The organism is Pseudomonas sp. B21-010 (assembly GCF_024749325.1).
In the GTDB taxonomy this organism is placed as follows: Bacteria; Pseudomonadota; Gammaproteobacteria; order Pseudomonadales; family Pseudomonadaceae; genus Aquipseudomonas; species Aquipseudomonas kilonensis.
The window spans coordinates 6,132,754-6,148,525 of the sequence record NZ_CP087198.1 but is presented as its reverse complement, the minus strand read 5'-3'; the positions used below and the strand labels follow the sequence as shown (position 1 = coordinate 6,148,525).

Below are 15,772 nucleotides of genomic sequence, written 5' to 3'. Positions count from 1 at the left end.
CTTCGCCCTCACCGATAACAGGAGAATTGGCATGACCCGCAATAACCCGCAAACCCGTGAATGGCAGGCCCTGAGCAACGATCACCACCTGGCGCCGTTCAGCGACTTCAAGCAGCTCAAAGAGAAAGGCCCGCGCATCATCACCCACGCCAAGGGTGTCTACCTCTGGGACAGTGAAGGCAACAAGATCCTCGACGGCATGGCCGGCCTCTGGTGTGTGGCCGTCGGTTATGGCCGCGAGGAACTGGCCGACGCCGCCAGTCAACAGATGCGCGAGCTGCCGTACTACAACCTGTTCTTCCAGACCGCCCACCCGCCAGTGCTGGAATTGTCCAAAGCCATCGCCGACATCGCCCCTGAAGGCATGAACCACGTGTTCTTCACCGGCTCCGGCTCCGAGGGCAACGACACCATGCTGCGGATGGTCCGCCACTATTGGGCGATCAAGGGCCAGCCGAACAAGAAAGTCATCATCAGCCGCAAGAACGGTTATCACGGCTCGACCGTGGCCGGCGCGAGCCTGGGTGGCATGACCTATATGCACGAGCAGGGCGACCTGCCGATCCCGGGCATTGTCCACATCGCCCAGCCTTACTGGTTCGGCGAAGGCGGCGACATGAGTCCCGAAGAGTTCGGTGTGTGGGCGGCCAACCAGTTGGAAGAAAAGATTCTGGAGCTCGGCGTGGACAACGTCGGCGCCTTCATCGCCGAGCCGATCCAGGGCGCCGGTGGCGTGATCGTGCCGCCGGACAGCTACTGGCCGCGCATGAAGGAAATCCTCGCCAAGTACGACATCCTGTTCGTGGCCGACGAAGTGATCTGTGGCTTCGGCCGTACCGGTGAGTGGTTCGGTACCGATCATTACGGGTTGAAACCGCACATGATGACCATCGCCAAGGGCCTGACCTCCGGCTACATCCCCATGGGTGGGCTGATCGTGCGTGACGACGTGGTCGCGGTGCTCAACGAAGGCGGCGACTTCAACCACGGGTTTACCTATTCCGGTCATCCGGTGGCCGCGGCAGTGGCCCTGGAAAACATCCGCATCCTGCGCGACGAAAAGATCATCGAGCGCGTCCATGCTGAAACGGCACCCTATTTGCAGAAGCGTTTGCGGGAACTGAACGATCATCCGCTGGTGGGTGAAGTGCGCGGGGTCGGTTTGCTGGGGGCGATCGAGCTGGTTCAGGACAAGGCCACGCGCAAGCGCTACGAAGGCAAGGGCGTGGGCATGATCTGCCGGCAGTTCTGCTTCGATAACGGGCTGATCATGCGCGCGGTGGGCGACACCATGATCATTGCGCCGCCGCTGGTGATCAGCAAGGCCGAGATCGATGAATTGGTGACCAAGGCGCGACAGTGCCTGGACCTGACGCTCAGTGCGTTGCAAGGCTAAGTGCTAGGCTCTGAGCGAGGTGCCTGCGAGGGCCTCGCCCAGCGAGAATAAAAGGCTGGGCTTGTGTTGAAAGCCTGGCCTGTAACTTGCCAGACTACCGGCTGTTCAAGTTGCCCGCGAGCCGGCTACTGAACTGTGGCTAAGAAGAATAACTGGAGCATTTTTTCATGAAGGCATTAGGTATGAAGATAGCTGGCAAGACCCTCCTCGCCATGTCCCTGATGGGCGTGATGGCGGGCGCTGTTCAGGCGGACGACAAAGTGCTGCACGTCTATAACTGGTCCGACTACATTGCGCCGGACACCGTCGCCAAGTTCGAGAAAGAGTCGGGGATCAAAGTCGTCTACGACGTGTTCGATAGCAACGAAACCCTGGAAGCCAAGTTGCTGGCCGGCAAGTCCGGTTATGACATCGTGGTGCCGTCGAACAACTTCCTGGCCAAGCAGATCAAGGCCGGGGTCTACCAGAAACTCGACAAGTCCAAGTTGCCCAACTGGAAAAACCTGAACACCGACCTGCTCAAGGCCGTTTCCGTGAGCGACCCGGGCAACGAACACGCCTTCCCGTACATGTGGGGTTCGATCGGCATTGGTTTCAACGCCGAGAAGGTCAAGGCCGCGCTGGGTGCCGACGCGCCGACCAACTCGTGGGACCTGCTGTTCAAGCCGGAAAACGCGGCCAAGCTGAAAGCCTGTGGCATCAGCTTCCTCGACTCGCCGACCGAGATGATCCCGGTGGCACTGCACTACCTGGGCTATCCGACCGACAGCCAGGACAAGAAACAGCTGGCTGAAGCCGAAGCGCTGTTCCTCAAGATCCGTCCTTCGATCGGCTACTTCCACTCCTCCAAGTACATCTCCGACCTGGCCAACGGCAACATCTGCGTAGCGGTCGGCTACTCGGGCGATATCTACCAGGCCAAGTCCCGTGCGGCCGAAGCCGGCGGCAAGGTTAAAGTCAGCTACAACATTCCGAAGGAAGGTGCTGGCAGCTTCTTCGACATGGTCGCCATCCCCAAGGATGCCGAGAACGTCGAGGGTGCCTACAAGTTCATGACCTTCCTGCAGAAGCCGGAAATCATGGCTGAAATCACCGACACCGTGAGCTTCCCGAACGGCAACGCGGCCTCCACGCCGCTGGTCAACAAGGAAATCACCAGCGACCCGGGCATCTACCCGCCGGCAGACGTGCAAGCCAAGCTTTACGCGATTGCCGACCTGCCAGCCGCGACCCAGCGGATCATGACCCGCAGCTGGACCAAGATCAAATCCGGTAAATAAGCCGGCCTGAAGCATCTTCCTGTTGTCGCTGCCATCGCGGCGGCGGCAACAGGAGCAATTAAATAACTAAAAGTTTTGCTGGATCGGTTTATCGAGGGTAAGTTGCGCGCCGGTTTTGTTGCAGGGCCTCTCTTGGCCAAGTAACGGGGGCAACTTGGGCCCAACTATTTAAGAGGACCTCCACGTGCCAGTCTTTTCTTTGTTACGTAACGCCTTGCTGGTCGGCGCCGGACTGACGCTCGCCGTCAGCGTCCAGGCCGCCTCCACCGTGCATATTTATAATTGGTCGGACTACATCGGCGAGACCACCCTGGCGGATTTCGAAAAAACCACTGGCATCAAGCCGGTGTATGACGTGTTCGATTCCAACGAAACCCTGGAAGGCAAGTTGCTGGCCGGGCGTACCGGTTATGATGTGGTGGTGCCGTCCAACCACTTCCTGGGCAAGCAGATCAAGGCCGGGGCGTTCCAGAAGCTCGACAAGGCGCAGTTGCCCAACTACGCCAACCTCGACCCTGTGCTGCTCAAGCGCCTGGAAAAGAACGACCCGGGCAACCAGTACGCCGTGCCTTACCTGTGGGGCACCAACGGTATCGGCTACAACGTCGAGAAGATCAAGGCGGTCCTGGGCGTCGAGAAGATCGATTCGTGGGCCATGCTGTTCGAGCCGGAAAACATCAAGAAGCTGTCCAGTTGCGGTGTTTCGTTCCTCGACTCGGGCGACGAGATGATCCCGGCGATGCTCAATTACCTGGGCCTGAACCCCAACAGCGAAGACCCTGAAGACTACAAGAAGGCCGAGGCCCAGCTCCTCAAGATCCGGCCTTACGTGACCTACTTCAACTCCTCCAAGTACATCTCCGATCTGGCCAACGGCGAGATCTGCGTGGCCGCCGGTTTCTCCGGCGACATCTTCCAGGCCCGCGCCCGTGCCAGTGAAGCCGGCAAGGGCGTCAACATCGCCTACGTGATCCCCAAGGAAGGCGGCAACCTCTGGTTCGACATGCTGGCGATTCCGCGCGACGCCACCAACATCAAGCAAGCGCATGCCTTCATCAACTATGTGCTCAAGCCTGAAGTCATCGCCCAGGTCAGCGACACCGTCGGTTATGCCAACCCGAACCCCAAGGCTGGCGAGCTGATGGATCAGAAAGTACGCACCGACGAAGCGGTTTACCCACCGCAAGCGGTCGTCGACAAGCTCTACGTCAACTCCGAGTTGCCGCCCAAGATCCAACGACTCATGACCCGCAGCTGGACCAAGGTCAAGTCGGGTAAATAACGTCAACACTCTTAGGTTCGTCCACGTGGGGCGAACTGCAAATTCTGTGGGAGTTTCGTAAATGGCAGTTGCCTCCGGCGCCTATAAGAAAGCCCTCGAGGGCGACCAGACACCCAAGCAGGTGTTGGTCAAAATCGACCGGGTCACGAAGAAGTTCGACGAGACGATTGCCGTGGACGATGTGTCCCTGGAAATCAAGAAAGGCGAGATCTTCGCCTTGCTCGGCGGTTCGGGATCGGGCAAATCCACCTTGCTGCGCATGCTGGCCGGTTTCGAGCGGCCCACCGAGGGACGGATTTTCCTCGATGGCGTGGACATCACCGACATGCCGCCCTACGAGCGGCCGATCAACATGATGTTCCAGTCCTACGCCTTGTTCCCCCACATGACCGTGGCGCAGAACATCGCCTTCGGCCTGCAGCAGGACAAGATCCCGAAAGCCGAGGTCGATGCCCGCGTGGCTGAAATGCTCAAGCTGGTGCAGATGAGCCAGTACGCCAAGCGCAAGCCGCACCAGCTCTCCGGCGGCCAGCGTCAACGCGTGGCCCTGGCCCGTTCGCTGGCCAAGCGCCCGAAGCTGTTGCTGCTCGACGAGCCAATGGGCGCCCTGGACAAGAAGCTGCGCTCGCAAATGCAGCTTGAGCTGGTGGAGATCATCGAGCGGGTCGGCGTGACCTGCGTCATGGTGACCCACGACCAGGAAGAGGCCATGACCATGGCCGAGCGCATCGCGATCATGCACCTGGGCTGGATCGCCCAGATCGGCAGCCCGATCGACATCTACGAAACCCCGACCAGCCGGCTGGTCTGCGAGTTCATCGGCAACGTCAACATCTTCGAGACCGAAGTGGTGGACGATGCCGAAGGCCACGCGGTGCTGACCTGCAAGGACCTGGACCGCAACATCTACGTGGGCCACGGCATCAGCACCTCGGTGCAGGACAAGTCCGTGACCTACGCCATCCGCCCGGAAAAACTGCTGGTCACATCCGAGCAGCCGACCTGTGAGCACAACTGGTCCAGCGGCAAGGTCCATGACATCGCCTACCTGGGCGGCCACTCGGTGTTCTACGTCGAGTTGCCGAGCGGCAAGCTGGTGCAGTCCTTCGTCGCCAACGCCGAACGCCGCGGCCAGCGTCCGACCTGGGGCGACCAGGTATTCGTCTGGTGGGAAGACGACAGCGGCGTGGTACTTCGCTCATGAACATGCGCAAACTCAAACGCCGACTCGATCGAATAACGCCCGGTGGCCGCCAACTGGTCATCGGGGTGCCCTTCATCTGGCTGTTCCTGTTCTTCATGCTGCCGTTCTTCATTGTCCTGAAGATCAGCTTCGCTGAAGCCGACGTCGCCATCCCGCCGTACACTGAGATCTACAGCTACGTCGACCAGAAGCTGCAGGTGCTGCTCAACCTCGCCAACTACGCGATGCTGAGCGAGGACGAGCTGTACATTGCCGCCTACCTTGGCTCGCTGAAGATGGCCCTGATCAGCACGGTCTTGTGCCTGCTGATCGGTTATCCGATGGCCTACGGCATCGCCAATGCCCGCAAAGAGATGCAAACGGTGCTGGTGCTGCTGATCATGATGCCGACCTGGACCGCGATCCTGATCCGCGTCTATGCGTGGATGGGTATCCTCAGCAACAACGGCTTGCTCAACGGCTTTTTGCTGAGCATGGGTTGGATCAGCGAACCGCTGCAGATCCTCAACACCAACCTGGCGGTGTATATCGGAGTCGTCTACTCCTATCTGCCGTTCATGATCCTGCCGTTGTACGCCAACCTGGTGAAGCACGACGCCAGCCTGTTGGAGGCTGCGTCGGACCTGGGTTCGAGCACCTTCAACAGTTTCTGGAAAATCACCGTGCCGCTGTCCAAGAACGGCATCGTCGCCGGTTGCATGCTGGTGTTCATCCCCGTGGTGGGCGAGTTCGTGATCCCGGAACTGCTGGGTGGTCCGGAAACCCTGATGATCGGCAAAGTGCTGTGGCAGGAATTCTTCAACAACCGTGACTGGCCGGTGGCATCCGCCCTGGCGGTGGTGATGCTGGCGATCCTGATCGTGCCCATCATCCTGTTCAACCGCAGTCAGGCCAAAGAAATGGAGGGCAAGGAATGAAGCGCTTCAGTTTTTCAAGCCTGATGCTGGTGCTGGGTTTGCTGTTCATCTACGCACCGATGCTGATCCTGGTGATCTACTCGTTCAACGCCTCGAAACTGGTGACGGTGTGGGGCGGTTGGTCGATCAAGTGGTACGTCGGCCTGCTGGACAACAGCCAGTTGATGGGCTCGGTGATGCGCTCGCTGGAAATCGCCTGCTACACGGCGATTGCCGCGGTGGCCCTGGGTACGCTGGCGGCTTTCGTGCTGACCCGCATCACCCACTTCAAGGGGCGCACGCTGTTCGGCGGCCTGGTCACCGCGCCGTTGGTGATGCCGGAAGTGATTACCGGTCTGTCGCTGTTGTTGCTGTTCGTGGCCATGGCCCAGATGATCGGCTGGCCCCAGGAGCGTGGCATCGTCACGATCTGGATCGCCCACACCACGTTCTGCGCGGCCTATGTGGCGGTGGTGGTCTCGGCGCGCTTGCGTGAGCTGGACCTGTCCATCGAAGAAGCAGCCATGGACCTCGGTGCGCGGCCGTGGAAGGTGTTCTTTTTGATCACCATCCCGATGATCGCGCCGTCACTGGCAGCGGGTGGCATGATGTCGTTCGCGCTGTCCCTGGATGACCTGGTACTGGCGAGCTTCGTCTCCGGCCCCGGCTCGACGACCTTGCCGATGGAAGTGTTCTCGGCGGTGCGCCTGGGGGTAAAACCGGAAATCAACGCCGTGGCGAGCCTGATTCTGCTGGCGGTGTCGCTGGTGACTTTCCTGGTCTGGTTCTTCAGCCGCCGCGCCGAAGAAAGCCGTAAGCGGGCGATCCAGCAAGCCATCGAAGAAAGCGCCGCCGACTCCTGGAAACAACCGGAAGTACGCCGGGCAGAGACCGCGTCGGTCTAAATCTGTGGGAGCGAGCTTGCTCGCGAAAGCGGTGTGGCAATCGACGAAGAGGTTGAATGCCAGGCCGCCATCGCGAGCAGGCTCAGCTCCCACAGTTTTTTTGGGGCGCCTATAAATCCGCGGCCAAACGCCGATCCCATTGTGGGAGCGAGCTTGCTCGCGATAGCGGTGTGGCAGTCGACGAAGAGGTTGAATGCCAGTCCGCCATCGCGAGCAAGCTCAGCTCCCACAGTTTTTTGGGGCGCCTATAAATCCGCGGCCAAACGCAGATCCCATTGTGGGAGCGAGCCTGCTCGCGATAGCGGTGTGACAGTCGACGAAGAGGTTGAATGCCAGTCCGTCATCGCGAGCAAGCTCGGCTCCCACGGTTTTTTTGGGGCGCCTATAAATCCGCGGCCAAACGCAGATCCCATTGTGGGAGCGAGCTTGCTCGCGATAGCGGTGTGGCAGTCAATGAAGAGGTTGAATGCCAGGCCGCCATCGCGAGCAAGCTCGGCTCCCACAGTTTTTTGGGGCGCCTATAAATCTGCGGCCAACCGCAGATCCCATTGTGGGAGCGAGCCTGCTCGCGATAGCGGCCGGCAGGTTATTGGCCTCTCACTTCTTCAACGCGTCATGGGCCTCCAGCGCGCGCAGAGAGTAGATGTACGCCGCGCCCGCGTTCAGGGACACCGCGGTGGCGAGGGTGGCGGCGATTTCTTCGCGGGTGGCGCCGGCCTTGATGGCGGCGTCGGTGTGTACGCCGATGCAACCGTCACAGCGCGTGGTGATGGCGACGGCGATGGAGATCAGCTCACGGGTCTTGGCATCGAGCACGTCGTTTTCAGCCGCGGCTTCGTCCAGGGCCATGTAGGCCTTGACCATCTTCGGATTGCTTTTGCCCAGGGCGCCAAAGGCGCTCTTGATGGTAGGCAGCAGCTCGGACCAGTTATTGAACATAGCGTTTGACTCCTAGTGGGAAAGGCGGGATTGCGCCCTTGTAGTCTTGACCATCAATGACGATCAAGCCCGTGTGGCGATGAAAAAGACTTGCGCCCGCTTCAGGGCGCCCGGGCCGGCAACAGTTTCAAGGTGCCACGGGTATTGGCCGTCACTTCCTCCTCGGCCAGGTGCGCCTGGTGATACAGCCCCTCTATGTACGCCTCGGCCTGGTCCTCGTAATGCTTGTCGAACGGCACGCCGCTCTGGCCGACGGGGTTGATGGTGACGCTGTGGGTCGGGTCGGCGAAGTCGATGATGCGCCGCGTCGAAGGCCCGTAGGTCACCGGCCACGGCGCCGGACCGATTTTGGCGGAGAGGTTGTTGGGCACCTCGTGGGTGCCCGGTGCGGCGAAGGGGCCGACGTTGAAGATCCGGTCCAGCGGCTTTTGCTGGCCCAGCGGGTGGCCGTGGGTCAGGGTATGGGCCTTGCCCCATTGCCATTGCGTGGCGTCATCGCCGAGGGCGGCCTTCAGGTGCGCCAGGCTCTTGTCCCAGGCCTTTTTCACGGTGTCGGCACGGGTCTCCGTGCCGAGAGTCGTGCGGTCATCCCACCACGGTGAATCCTTTGAAGCCGCCAGGCGTGGAAGGGCGGCGTCGATCACCCGCGTCGACAGCGCGGTTTCGAAGAAGCCGTCACCCAGCTCATCGTGCAGGGCGGCGTCGGCCAGGTTGAACAGGAACTGGTTGAACAGCGTGGCGCTGGTGGAGTCCAGGGGGTAATCGCCCGGCCATTGCTCCAGTTGTTCCACCCATTTGCGTTCCTGTGGGTCGCTGATCACCTCACGCAGCACCGGCAGCAAAGGCGCGAGCAGGCGAGGGCCGTAGGCGGTGGTGGTACCCAGTTGCAGTTTCTGGGTGGTTTCGATGTCCCACTTCGCCTGCTTGTCGCTGAGCTGACGGTTGAGTTGCTGGCCGCGGTCGGCGAGGTTGTAGTAACCGGGGATCTCGATGCCGCTGGTCGGCACCGGCTGGAAATTGGCCGAGACGATGTAGCCCCGTGTCGGGTTCTCTTCCTGCGGGTTGCTGCTGAACGGATAGAAGCCTTCCTTTTCCGCCTCCGGGCTGCTGCCGTCGAGAATGAAGCCAGGCTTCACGCCGACTGGCCGCTTGGGCAGTTGCGCGGCCGCCCACCAGCCGATGTCCCCCTTGGCGTTGGCCCACACCACGTTCAGCCCCGGCGCGTGGATCTTGGCCGAAGCGCCGCGAGCCTTGGGGAGGGTGTCGGCGCGGTTGAGCTGGTAAAAGGCCTCGAGGATCGGGTTGCGGCTTTCCAGGAATCCCCACCACATGGCGACCGGGGTCTTGCCGGCGTTCGCGCCGAGGGCATCGTTGACGATCGGACCGTGGGGCGACTGGCGCAGCACCAGCGTCACCGGCGCCTGGCCCTTGACCGCGATCTGCTGCTCGCTGCGGCTCATGTCCACCCATTTGTCGCGATACCAGACCTGTTCGGGATTGTCCGGGTTGACCTTCTCGGCGATCAGGTCCAGGTCGTCGTTCTGGAACATGGTGATGCTCCAGCCAAAATCCCGGTTCATGCCCAGCGTCGCGAAGGGCAGCAGCGCCTGGTATTGCCCGTAGAGTTCGAACCCCGGAGCCGACAAGTGCGCCTCGTACCACACCGAAGGCGTGGAAAAACGGATGTGCGGGTCACCCGCCAGCAACGGTTTGCCGCTGTGGGTGCGGCTGCCGGAGACCGCCCAGGCATTGCTGCCCTCGAACTGCGGCAGGCCGTTATCAGCCAGGGCCTGCTCGCTCAGGCGGACCAGGGCGTTGAGGTCTTTCCAGTCGGCGGCAGCCAGCGGCAAACCGCCCTTGCGACCTTCGGCCAGCACGCCCTGGGGCTGCCAGTCCAGGTCGAAAATGTTCAGGTAGTTGGCACCCAGCACATCGCGCACATAGGTCAGCAGCGGTTCGGTGCGAAAGGCCGCGGCGAAGCTGTAGGCCATGTAGCCGGTAACGCTCACGGTGTCTTCGGCGGTGAACGGGCGCTTGGGAATGCCCAGCACATCGAATTCCACGGGCCGGGTGTGGCTGTCCTGATAGGCGTTGATGCCGTCCAGGTAGGCTTGCATGGCGCGCCAGGCCGGGGATTGTGGGTCCTGCTCGGTCACGTAGGCCGCGGCGCGCTCGCGAATGCGCAGGCTGCGCATCAGCTTGTCAGTATCGAGCAGCTTCGGCCCCAGCACCTCGGCCAGCTCACCACGGGCGAGGCGGCGCATGATCTCCATCTGGAACAGCCGATCCTGGGCATGGACATAACCGAGGGCGCGGTACAGGTCGGTTTCGTTCTCGGCGCGGATATGCGGCACACCGCGTTCGTCGTAGCGCACCGTCACCGAGCCATGCAGCCCTTGCAACTGCACCGTGCCCTGGCGGGTGGGCTGCTTGCTGTAGAGGTAGCCGCCCGCGACGATGATCGCGGTGACGATCAATGACAGGAAGGCGATGAGGGTGCGTTTCATAAAAGTCCTTTTCCTAATACCGATGGCTATCGATAAACAGCGTAGGGCATTGATCTTGAAAAAATAATAACCCGGTCAATAGCTTGATTCCTACTAAAAGAAGTTGGGTGTAAGAGGTTTCCTTCGTTTTTTTGGGAATTGAACTACAAGAATCTCATTGCTGGGGGCGTGGGCAAGGCCTATAAAAGATACGAGTGGTTACATGTGTTTCATTTGTGTGAGGTGGATCTTGAGAAAGCCGTAAGGAGGTGGGCATGTCCGAACTCATGGAGTATGTTTTTCAAAAAGTAACAGGCGCTGAGCTGGTGAGTGAACCGTTCAAGTTTTTTGAAGTAAAGGACTTTGTTCCGGCAGGATTTTACAAGGAGTTTATTTCCAACTTGCCAGTGTTGGATTTATACAAGCCTTTGATGCATAAAAGCACCTTGAGAAATGGCAGCTCGACGCGATTTGAGTTGCCTTTGTCTCTTGAAGGAGTTTCGGTTGATCTTGGTAACGTTTTTTCGGGGTCTAAAGTTGCTATTGATATTGTTGAGCTTCTTTGTGGTGAACAATTCAAGCGTCTTTTGCTAGACAAGTTTGGTTCTGATTTTGAGGTGACTCCTTATCCGCATTTGTATAAAGATTTTGCCGGATTTGATTTGCCTCCGCACACGGATATTGTTGAAAAAGCAATGACATTTGGATGGTATCTGCCAGAAAGTACAGAACATAAAAATTCAGGGCTCGGGTTGTTTGTGAGAAGTAACGGTGGTTTTGACGAGTTTAGGAGGATTCCTTATGAGCCAAATGTGGCGTTTGCTTTTTTGAGATCGAACGATAGCTGGCATGGAGCTAAACATCATCCCAGTGTTTCCTATGAGAGAAATAGCTTGTTTGTGACGTTTTATCTAAAAAATCATTACAGGGATGGAGCTCTGTTCGTAAATGATCCAAATGTCGACCGTAAGGAGATAAGAATTCGTGAATGATAAATTATTGTCGGAAATGGGGTCTGACAGGCATCTACTCACTTTGGGAAGAGAGGTGTTGATCAGTGAGGGGCGGGCATTGATAAAACTTTCCAATGAGTTGGAGGGTAATGGGTTTGTCGATGTCGTTCGACTTATATTGGCCTGCAAGGGGCACGTGGTGATTCTAGGGGTTGGAAAAAGTGGCCATGTCGGTAAGAAAATTGCCGCAAGTCTAGCCTCTACGGGGACGCCCAGCTTTTTTATACACCCGTCCGAGGCTAAGCATGGGGACTTGGGCATGATTACGGCGCATGACCTCGCAGTACTAATATCCTATAGCGGTAGAAGTGAAGAGATTTTATCTCTGCTTCCCTATCTTCATGATCTAGGTGTAAACACCGTAGCGTTGACAAATTTTTCAGACTCGGAATTGGCATGTAAAACAAATGCGCATGTGGCGTTGAAAGTGGATAGGGAAGCCTGTCCATATAATCTGGCGCCAACCGTAAGCTCTAGTGCCACATTAGGCGTTGGAGATGCGATTGCTATGGCTCTGATGAGAATTAAGCGCTTCACGAAGGAAGCGTTCTCAAAAAATCATCCCGCCGGAAATCTAGGCAAGGTGTTGACGGTGAAAATTCGTGACGTAATGGTGAGAGGGGATAAAGTCCCTGCACTACCGCCTGGTACATTGTTCCTGGATGCGGTTAGTTATATGGCGAATAAGCGTCTTGGGTTTGTCGTTGTGGTAGATACATTCTCCAGGCCTTTGGGGGTGTTTACGGATGGCGATATGGCTCGAGTGCTCAGGGGAAATGACGATATTGCTTGTCTTAAGATTTCGGATGTTATGGAAGTCAATTTAAGATGCGTATATGAAAGCGAGCTGATTGCAGACTGTATAGGTGTTGGTGTGTCTGCAATCTTGGTTGTTGACCACAAGGGAAAACTTCTAGGTGTTTCGCACAAGCATGATCTTCTAGCTTCTGTTGCTGTGTGATTTGCAGGAAGAGTGAGTTTTTTATTGAAAGTATGTGTTCGTTTGGTTGCTGCTGATCGGCAGGTGGACTGGTTATGTTGATATTGTCTTTGAATTCCACGTTGTCTATATTTGTTTTGATACTGTTGGGTTGTTTGCTTTCGTTTGCTGGTCTTATGCGTCGCGGTGCTGATGAAATATTGAGCGACTATGTTTTTTATATTGCGCTCCCGGTAGAGATTTTTTTAACGACGCTGAAATCCGATTACACGCCGGACGTCAATATAAATGCTTATATTCAGGCGTATGCTTTGGGGGTTTTTATATTGTGGGTCCTGATTTTTATCATGTACAGGGTTTGTCTGAAGAAGAGTCTGGTGGAGGTTGGTTTAAATTTTATTGCAATAGGGCAAACAAATACCGCTTTTTTGGCGGTGCCTGTCTTCATATTGCTGTTGGGTGATTCGGCTTTGGTTGTGCCAATAATTATTTTTCAGTCTGTTGTCCTTACGAGCGTTGCGATATTTGTCATGGAAACTTCTTCCTTTTCGAAAACTGGATCTGCGGGTGTTTTCTTAAAGAAAGCCCTGTTGGTAGTTTTCAAAAATCCATTGATAGTTTCCGCGCTGATGGGGTCTCTCATTTCGCAAATTAAGCTCTCGCACATGATCGATACAGATTTTTTTATCATCGAGAGTATGGAGATGATTGCTGATACTGCGGCGCCTATTGCTCTAATAGCATTAGGTGCTTCGTTCTATGCTGGTCGTGTAGCGTCCACCATGAGAAACGACTGTAATGAAATAGTGCTGGGTGTGTTTATAAAGAATTTTTTGCATCCCGCGATTTCTTTCGTGGTGGGACAGTATTTTTTTGGACTGTCTGGCTTGCTGTTGTTTGCACTGATACTGATATCGGCAATGCCTTCTCCAAAAAATACGTTTATCTTTGCGCAAGCCTATGGTGTGTCGGTGCAGAAGTTTAATTTAATACTTTTGGCTACCACGGGGGTTTCTTTTTTTGTGGTCAATGTGGCTGGCTATTTTTTTCTTCCTGATGTGGTCTGAGGTGAAAATGCCTGAAGCGCTGAAGCGTTACCTCGATTTTGACGAAATTTCCTCAACTTCCAGCACGCGGACAGCATCAGTCTAAGCGAAGACAAACCCATCTCTTAGCGGACGTGCGTTCAGTTCGCTCTTGGCTGAAAGATGAGTTTGGTCGTAGATCAGCAGCCATGCGAGCGGGGTGAAGGGAATTTTGCAACCGGTGATCGCCGGACCATCGAACGATGGCCCGGCGAATTCATCAGCTTGGCCGGGTAGTGGGTGCTGGTTCGTTGGACGGTCCGCCCTGGGTCCGCGCTTCGCCTCGCTCTGCCAGTTGAATGTCATCGCCAGAGGCTTTTTTGGGCCTCGTTGCCAGGCTCTGGGCCCATTCGGTACCCAGGTTAAGCCCCGCGATAGCGGTTTGCGGAACGACCTGGGTAAGGCCGCGGGTCACGTGGTAGGTATTTTCGAGGTCGCGCCGCCAGCCTTCCGGCTGGGTGTGGGGCAGGCCGTCTCGGTTTGGACTTGTCACGTTCTGCAGCGGTACGTTTGCTCGCTTGGTCAGGTCGTCTTTGCCGCTCAGCGCCTTGTTTTCGAGTGGTGCCGCCACGCTGTTGGCAAAGAACGGAAGCAGCGTCAGGCCGGAGGAGAAAAAGGTGGTGACAATCTGCTCCATTTTTTCCCGCACTTCCGGATTTTCACCCACCGCGGCTGCGTCACCCACGGCTGTACGCATGGCGACCCCTTCGCCTACGCCTACGATCCGGTTGGCGTAGTCGCTGATGTTGGTCATGCTGATCGGGTTGAGCTTTCCTGTCGCTTCTGAAAATGCCTTGGGTAGCAGCTCGCCCCAGTTGCGGTTTTCCTTTGTCACCCGGTAGGTGGGGATCTCCTCGTCACCGTGGGTTTGCGCATATTTCGCCACTGCCTGGCCACCCGCCATGAAGGTGCCGCCCACTGCGGAGGCCGTCGTACGGGCGACGATGCCGCCGGCGTTTACCGAGGTGAATTGATCAATGGTATCGCGCACAGCATGGGCGGCACCGAAGGCGAGGTAGCCGGTGAAGTCACCACTCATGGTGCCAAAGTTGTTCGCGTTCTGTTTGAGCTTGAAGTCGTTGCGCTTTTGTTCCTGTGTGAGGTTGAGGGTATCGCGTCCAGCGTTCTCGACCCGACGTCCGTCCTGCGTGACGACTTGCAAGGCCTTGGGATAGACCGACATCGGATCGACTTTTTCCAGGCCGGCGCCGATGGTCTTGTCGACGACGACCTGAACGAATGGGCGGATGCCGTCGCTGATCACCTTGTGAGCGGCGCCAAGGACCGTCGAGGTCGCCGCGACATGCTTGCCGTAGGAGGCGTCCGCCATTTTTTCATCTATCGACGCAGTGATTGCGCCAAAGTGGCCCGCAGACGCCACGCCCTGCGGGATCCCCGCCCCGGCGAACACCGCCAGGCCGGTTACAAAGCCGCTCTTGGTCTTGAGGTCGGCGACATAGTCCTGGCGTGCGACGTTCTTCAGTGCGGTGTCCAGCACCTCGTTTTTCTTCGTCGCCGTTGCCAGTTCGCTTGGCGTGTTCGGCTTGTCGTCATCGGTCTTGAGCAACTCGCCAAGCTCCCCCTGGACCTCGCGTAACTGGCCCAGTTGATCCTTCGCCTGGTCGCGTGCGGCCGGGGGAAGGCTCTCGTTGCTCGCCGCTTGTTGCGCGTGCTCGATTCGGCTTTCCATGAAGGTATTCAAGCGCGTGGGCATGTCTTGCGTCATGGCTTGCATGACACCTTTGGCATAACCGCGGAAGGCTTCATGGCTATTTTGCAGCAGCTGGCGATCGTTCCCTTCCGGGGTTTTATCGATGACTTCCTGGCACAACGAATGATAGGCGCCAAGGGTATTACCCATGCGCTCGCAGTGTTTGTCCCAGACCGCTTTGAAACCGCCGTCCTCCTTCCTGTCGTCCTCGTTCTTGCCCAGGTATTCGTTGAAGTCCTTGACGAATGCCTCGGTTTCTTCGTGGCCCGACAGCATCGGGTGCGGCGTGCCGCCGAGTTCGGCGAGATGCTTCTGTACATCTTGATAACTTGTGCCTGGCGCGTAGCCCAATACTTTGCCTTCCAGGCTCATATGCTCACGTGCGTAGCCGATGGGGTCGCTCTCAGGGTTTTTCTTGCCGAGGTTGTTGACCAGTCCTGTCAGGCGCTGCTGCCGGGTCCTGAGTGTTTGCTGGGTCTTGTCGGACGCCTGTCCTTCGAAGTGATAAGGCACCAGGGGATTGGTGGAGGGCCGAACCTGCCCGGACAGGCTGGTTCCCACCGGCGTGATCCGATCATCCTGCTGGTGTAACGCCGCCGAGCTGGTGCTTCGTCCTACTGATAAATCTGGCATGT

General features: G+C 57.5%; 12 protein-coding genes. 9 read left to right on the top strand and 3 right to left on the bottom strand.

Annotation, left to right across the window (positions count from 1 at the left end):
* Positions 1–31: 31 nt before the first annotated feature.
* The 6 genes from LOY50_RS27515 to LOY50_RS27490 all read left to right on the top strand — a co-directional run bounded on the left by LOY50_RS27515 (position 32) and on the right by LOY50_RS27490 (position 6,963).
* On the top strand, positions 32–1,396 hold the full coding sequence (locus LOY50_RS27515; protein ID WP_024617270.1) for an aspartate aminotransferase family protein: 1,365 nt from the start codon (positions 32–34) through the stop codon (positions 1,394–1,396).
* Between the two features lie 182 nt (positions 1,397–1,578).
* Entirely contained in the window at positions 1,579–2,676 is a 1,098-nt protein-coding gene (locus LOY50_RS27510; RefSeq protein ID WP_214510141.1) for a polyamine ABC transporter substrate-binding protein, read from the top strand.
* A 184-nt stretch (positions 2,677–2,860) separates the two neighbouring features.
* Positions 2,861–3,958: a polyamine ABC transporter substrate-binding protein gene (locus tag LOY50_RS27505; protein ID WP_258689684.1), complete on the top strand. Its 1,098-nt coding sequence runs from the start codon at positions 2,861–2,863 to the stop codon at positions 3,956–3,958.
* Between the two features lie 61 nt (positions 3,959–4,019).
* Positions 4,020–5,162: an ABC transporter ATP-binding protein gene (locus tag LOY50_RS27500; protein ID WP_014340741.1), complete on the top strand. Its 1,143-nt coding sequence runs from the start codon at positions 4,020–4,022 to the stop codon at positions 5,160–5,162.
* Positions 5,159–6,079 carry an ABC transporter permease subunit gene (locus tag LOY50_RS27495; protein WP_057449505.1) on the top strand — a complete coding sequence of 307 codons (921 nt, stop codon included), beginning with the start codon at positions 5,159–5,161 and terminating at the stop codon, positions 6,077–6,079. Before LOY50_RS27500 ends, LOY50_RS27495 begins: the two co-directional genes overlap by 4 nt.
* Positions 6,076–6,963: an ABC transporter permease subunit gene (locus LOY50_RS27490; RefSeq protein WP_258689681.1), complete on the top strand. Its 888-nt coding sequence runs from the start codon at positions 6,076–6,078 to the stop codon at positions 6,961–6,963. Before LOY50_RS27495 ends, LOY50_RS27490 begins: the two co-directional genes overlap by 4 nt.
* A gap of 597 nt (positions 6,964–7,560) precedes the next feature.
* Here the strand turns inward: LOY50_RS27490 and LOY50_RS27485 are convergent.
* Entirely contained in the window at positions 7,561–7,902 is a 342-nt protein-coding gene (locus LOY50_RS27485) for a carboxymuconolactone decarboxylase family protein (protein WP_003206631.1), read from the bottom strand.
* A gap of 101 nt (positions 7,903–8,003) precedes the next feature.
* Positions 8,004–10,409, bottom strand: coding sequence for a penicillin acylase family protein (locus LOY50_RS27480; RefSeq protein WP_258689679.1), 2,406 nt, complete (start codon positions 10,407–10,409; stop codon positions 8,004–8,006).
* Between the two features lie 254 nt (positions 10,410–10,663).
* Here LOY50_RS27480 and LOY50_RS27475 point away from each other — a divergent pair, with 254 nt between their 5' ends.
* From LOY50_RS27475 to LOY50_RS27465, 3 genes are all read left to right on the top strand, one after another.
* Complete coding sequence (locus tag LOY50_RS27475; protein WP_258689678.1) at positions 10,664–11,380, top strand: hypothetical protein; 717 nt, start codon at positions 10,664–10,666, stop codon at positions 11,378–11,380.
* Complete coding sequence (locus LOY50_RS27470) at positions 11,373–12,362, top strand: SIS domain-containing protein (protein ID WP_253470260.1); 990 nt, start codon at positions 11,373–11,375, stop codon at positions 12,360–12,362. The genes LOY50_RS27475 and LOY50_RS27470 overlap by 8 nt, the downstream gene beginning before the upstream one ends.
* Positions 12,363–12,436: 74 nt before the next feature.
* Entirely contained in the window at positions 12,437–13,408 is a 972-nt protein-coding gene (locus LOY50_RS27465) for an AEC family transporter (RefSeq protein WP_258689675.1), read from the top strand.
* A 238-nt stretch (positions 13,409–13,646) separates the two neighbouring features.
* Here LOY50_RS27465 and LOY50_RS27460 read toward each other — a convergent pair whose 3' ends face one another.
* Positions 13,647–15,770 (bottom strand): type III effector, encoded by a 2,124-nt coding sequence (locus tag LOY50_RS27460; protein ID WP_253470256.1) that lies wholly within the window; start codon positions 15,768–15,770, stop codon positions 13,647–13,649.
* Between the last annotated feature and the right edge of the window lie 2 nt (positions 15,771–15,772).

What these genes read in the sequence shown, in the direction of transcription:
- LOY50_RS27515 (WP_024617270.1), top strand. Translation starts at nt 32, where the DNA reads ATGACCCGCAATAACCCGCAAACCCGTGAATGGCAGGCCCTGAGCAAC.
- LOY50_RS27510 (WP_214510141.1), top strand. Translation starts at nt 1,579, where the DNA reads ATGAAGATAGCTGGCAAGACCCTCCTCGCCATGTCCCTGATGGGCGTG.
- LOY50_RS27500 (WP_014340741.1), top strand. Translation starts at nt 4,020, where the DNA reads ATGGCAGTTGCCTCCGGCGCCTATAAGAAAGCCCTCGAGGGCGACCAG.
- LOY50_RS27495 (WP_057449505.1), top strand. Translation starts at nt 5,159, where the DNA reads ATGAACATGCGCAAACTCAAACGCCGACTCGATCGAATAACGCCCGGT.
- LOY50_RS27490 (WP_258689681.1), top strand. Translation starts at nt 6,076, where the DNA reads ATGAAGCGCTTCAGTTTTTCAAGCCTGATGCTGGTGCTGGGTTTGCTG.
- LOY50_RS27485 (WP_003206631.1), bottom strand. Translation starts at nt 7,902, where the DNA reads ATGTTCAATAACTGGTCCGAGCTGCTGCCTACCATCAAGAGCGCCTTT.
- LOY50_RS27480 (WP_258689679.1), bottom strand. Translation starts at nt 10,409, where the DNA reads ATGAAACGCACCCTCATCGCCTTCCTGTCATTGATCGTCACCGCGATC.
- LOY50_RS27475 (WP_258689678.1), top strand. Translation starts at nt 10,664, where the DNA reads ATGTCCGAACTCATGGAGTATGTTTTTCAAAAAGTAACAGGCGCTGAG.
- LOY50_RS27465 (WP_258689675.1), top strand. Translation starts at nt 12,437, where the DNA reads ATGTTGATATTGTCTTTGAATTCCACGTTGTCTATATTTGTTTTGATA.
- LOY50_RS27460 (WP_253470256.1), bottom strand. Translation starts at nt 15,770, where the DNA reads ATGCCAGATTTATCAGTAGGACGAAGCACCAGCTCGGCGGCGTTACAC.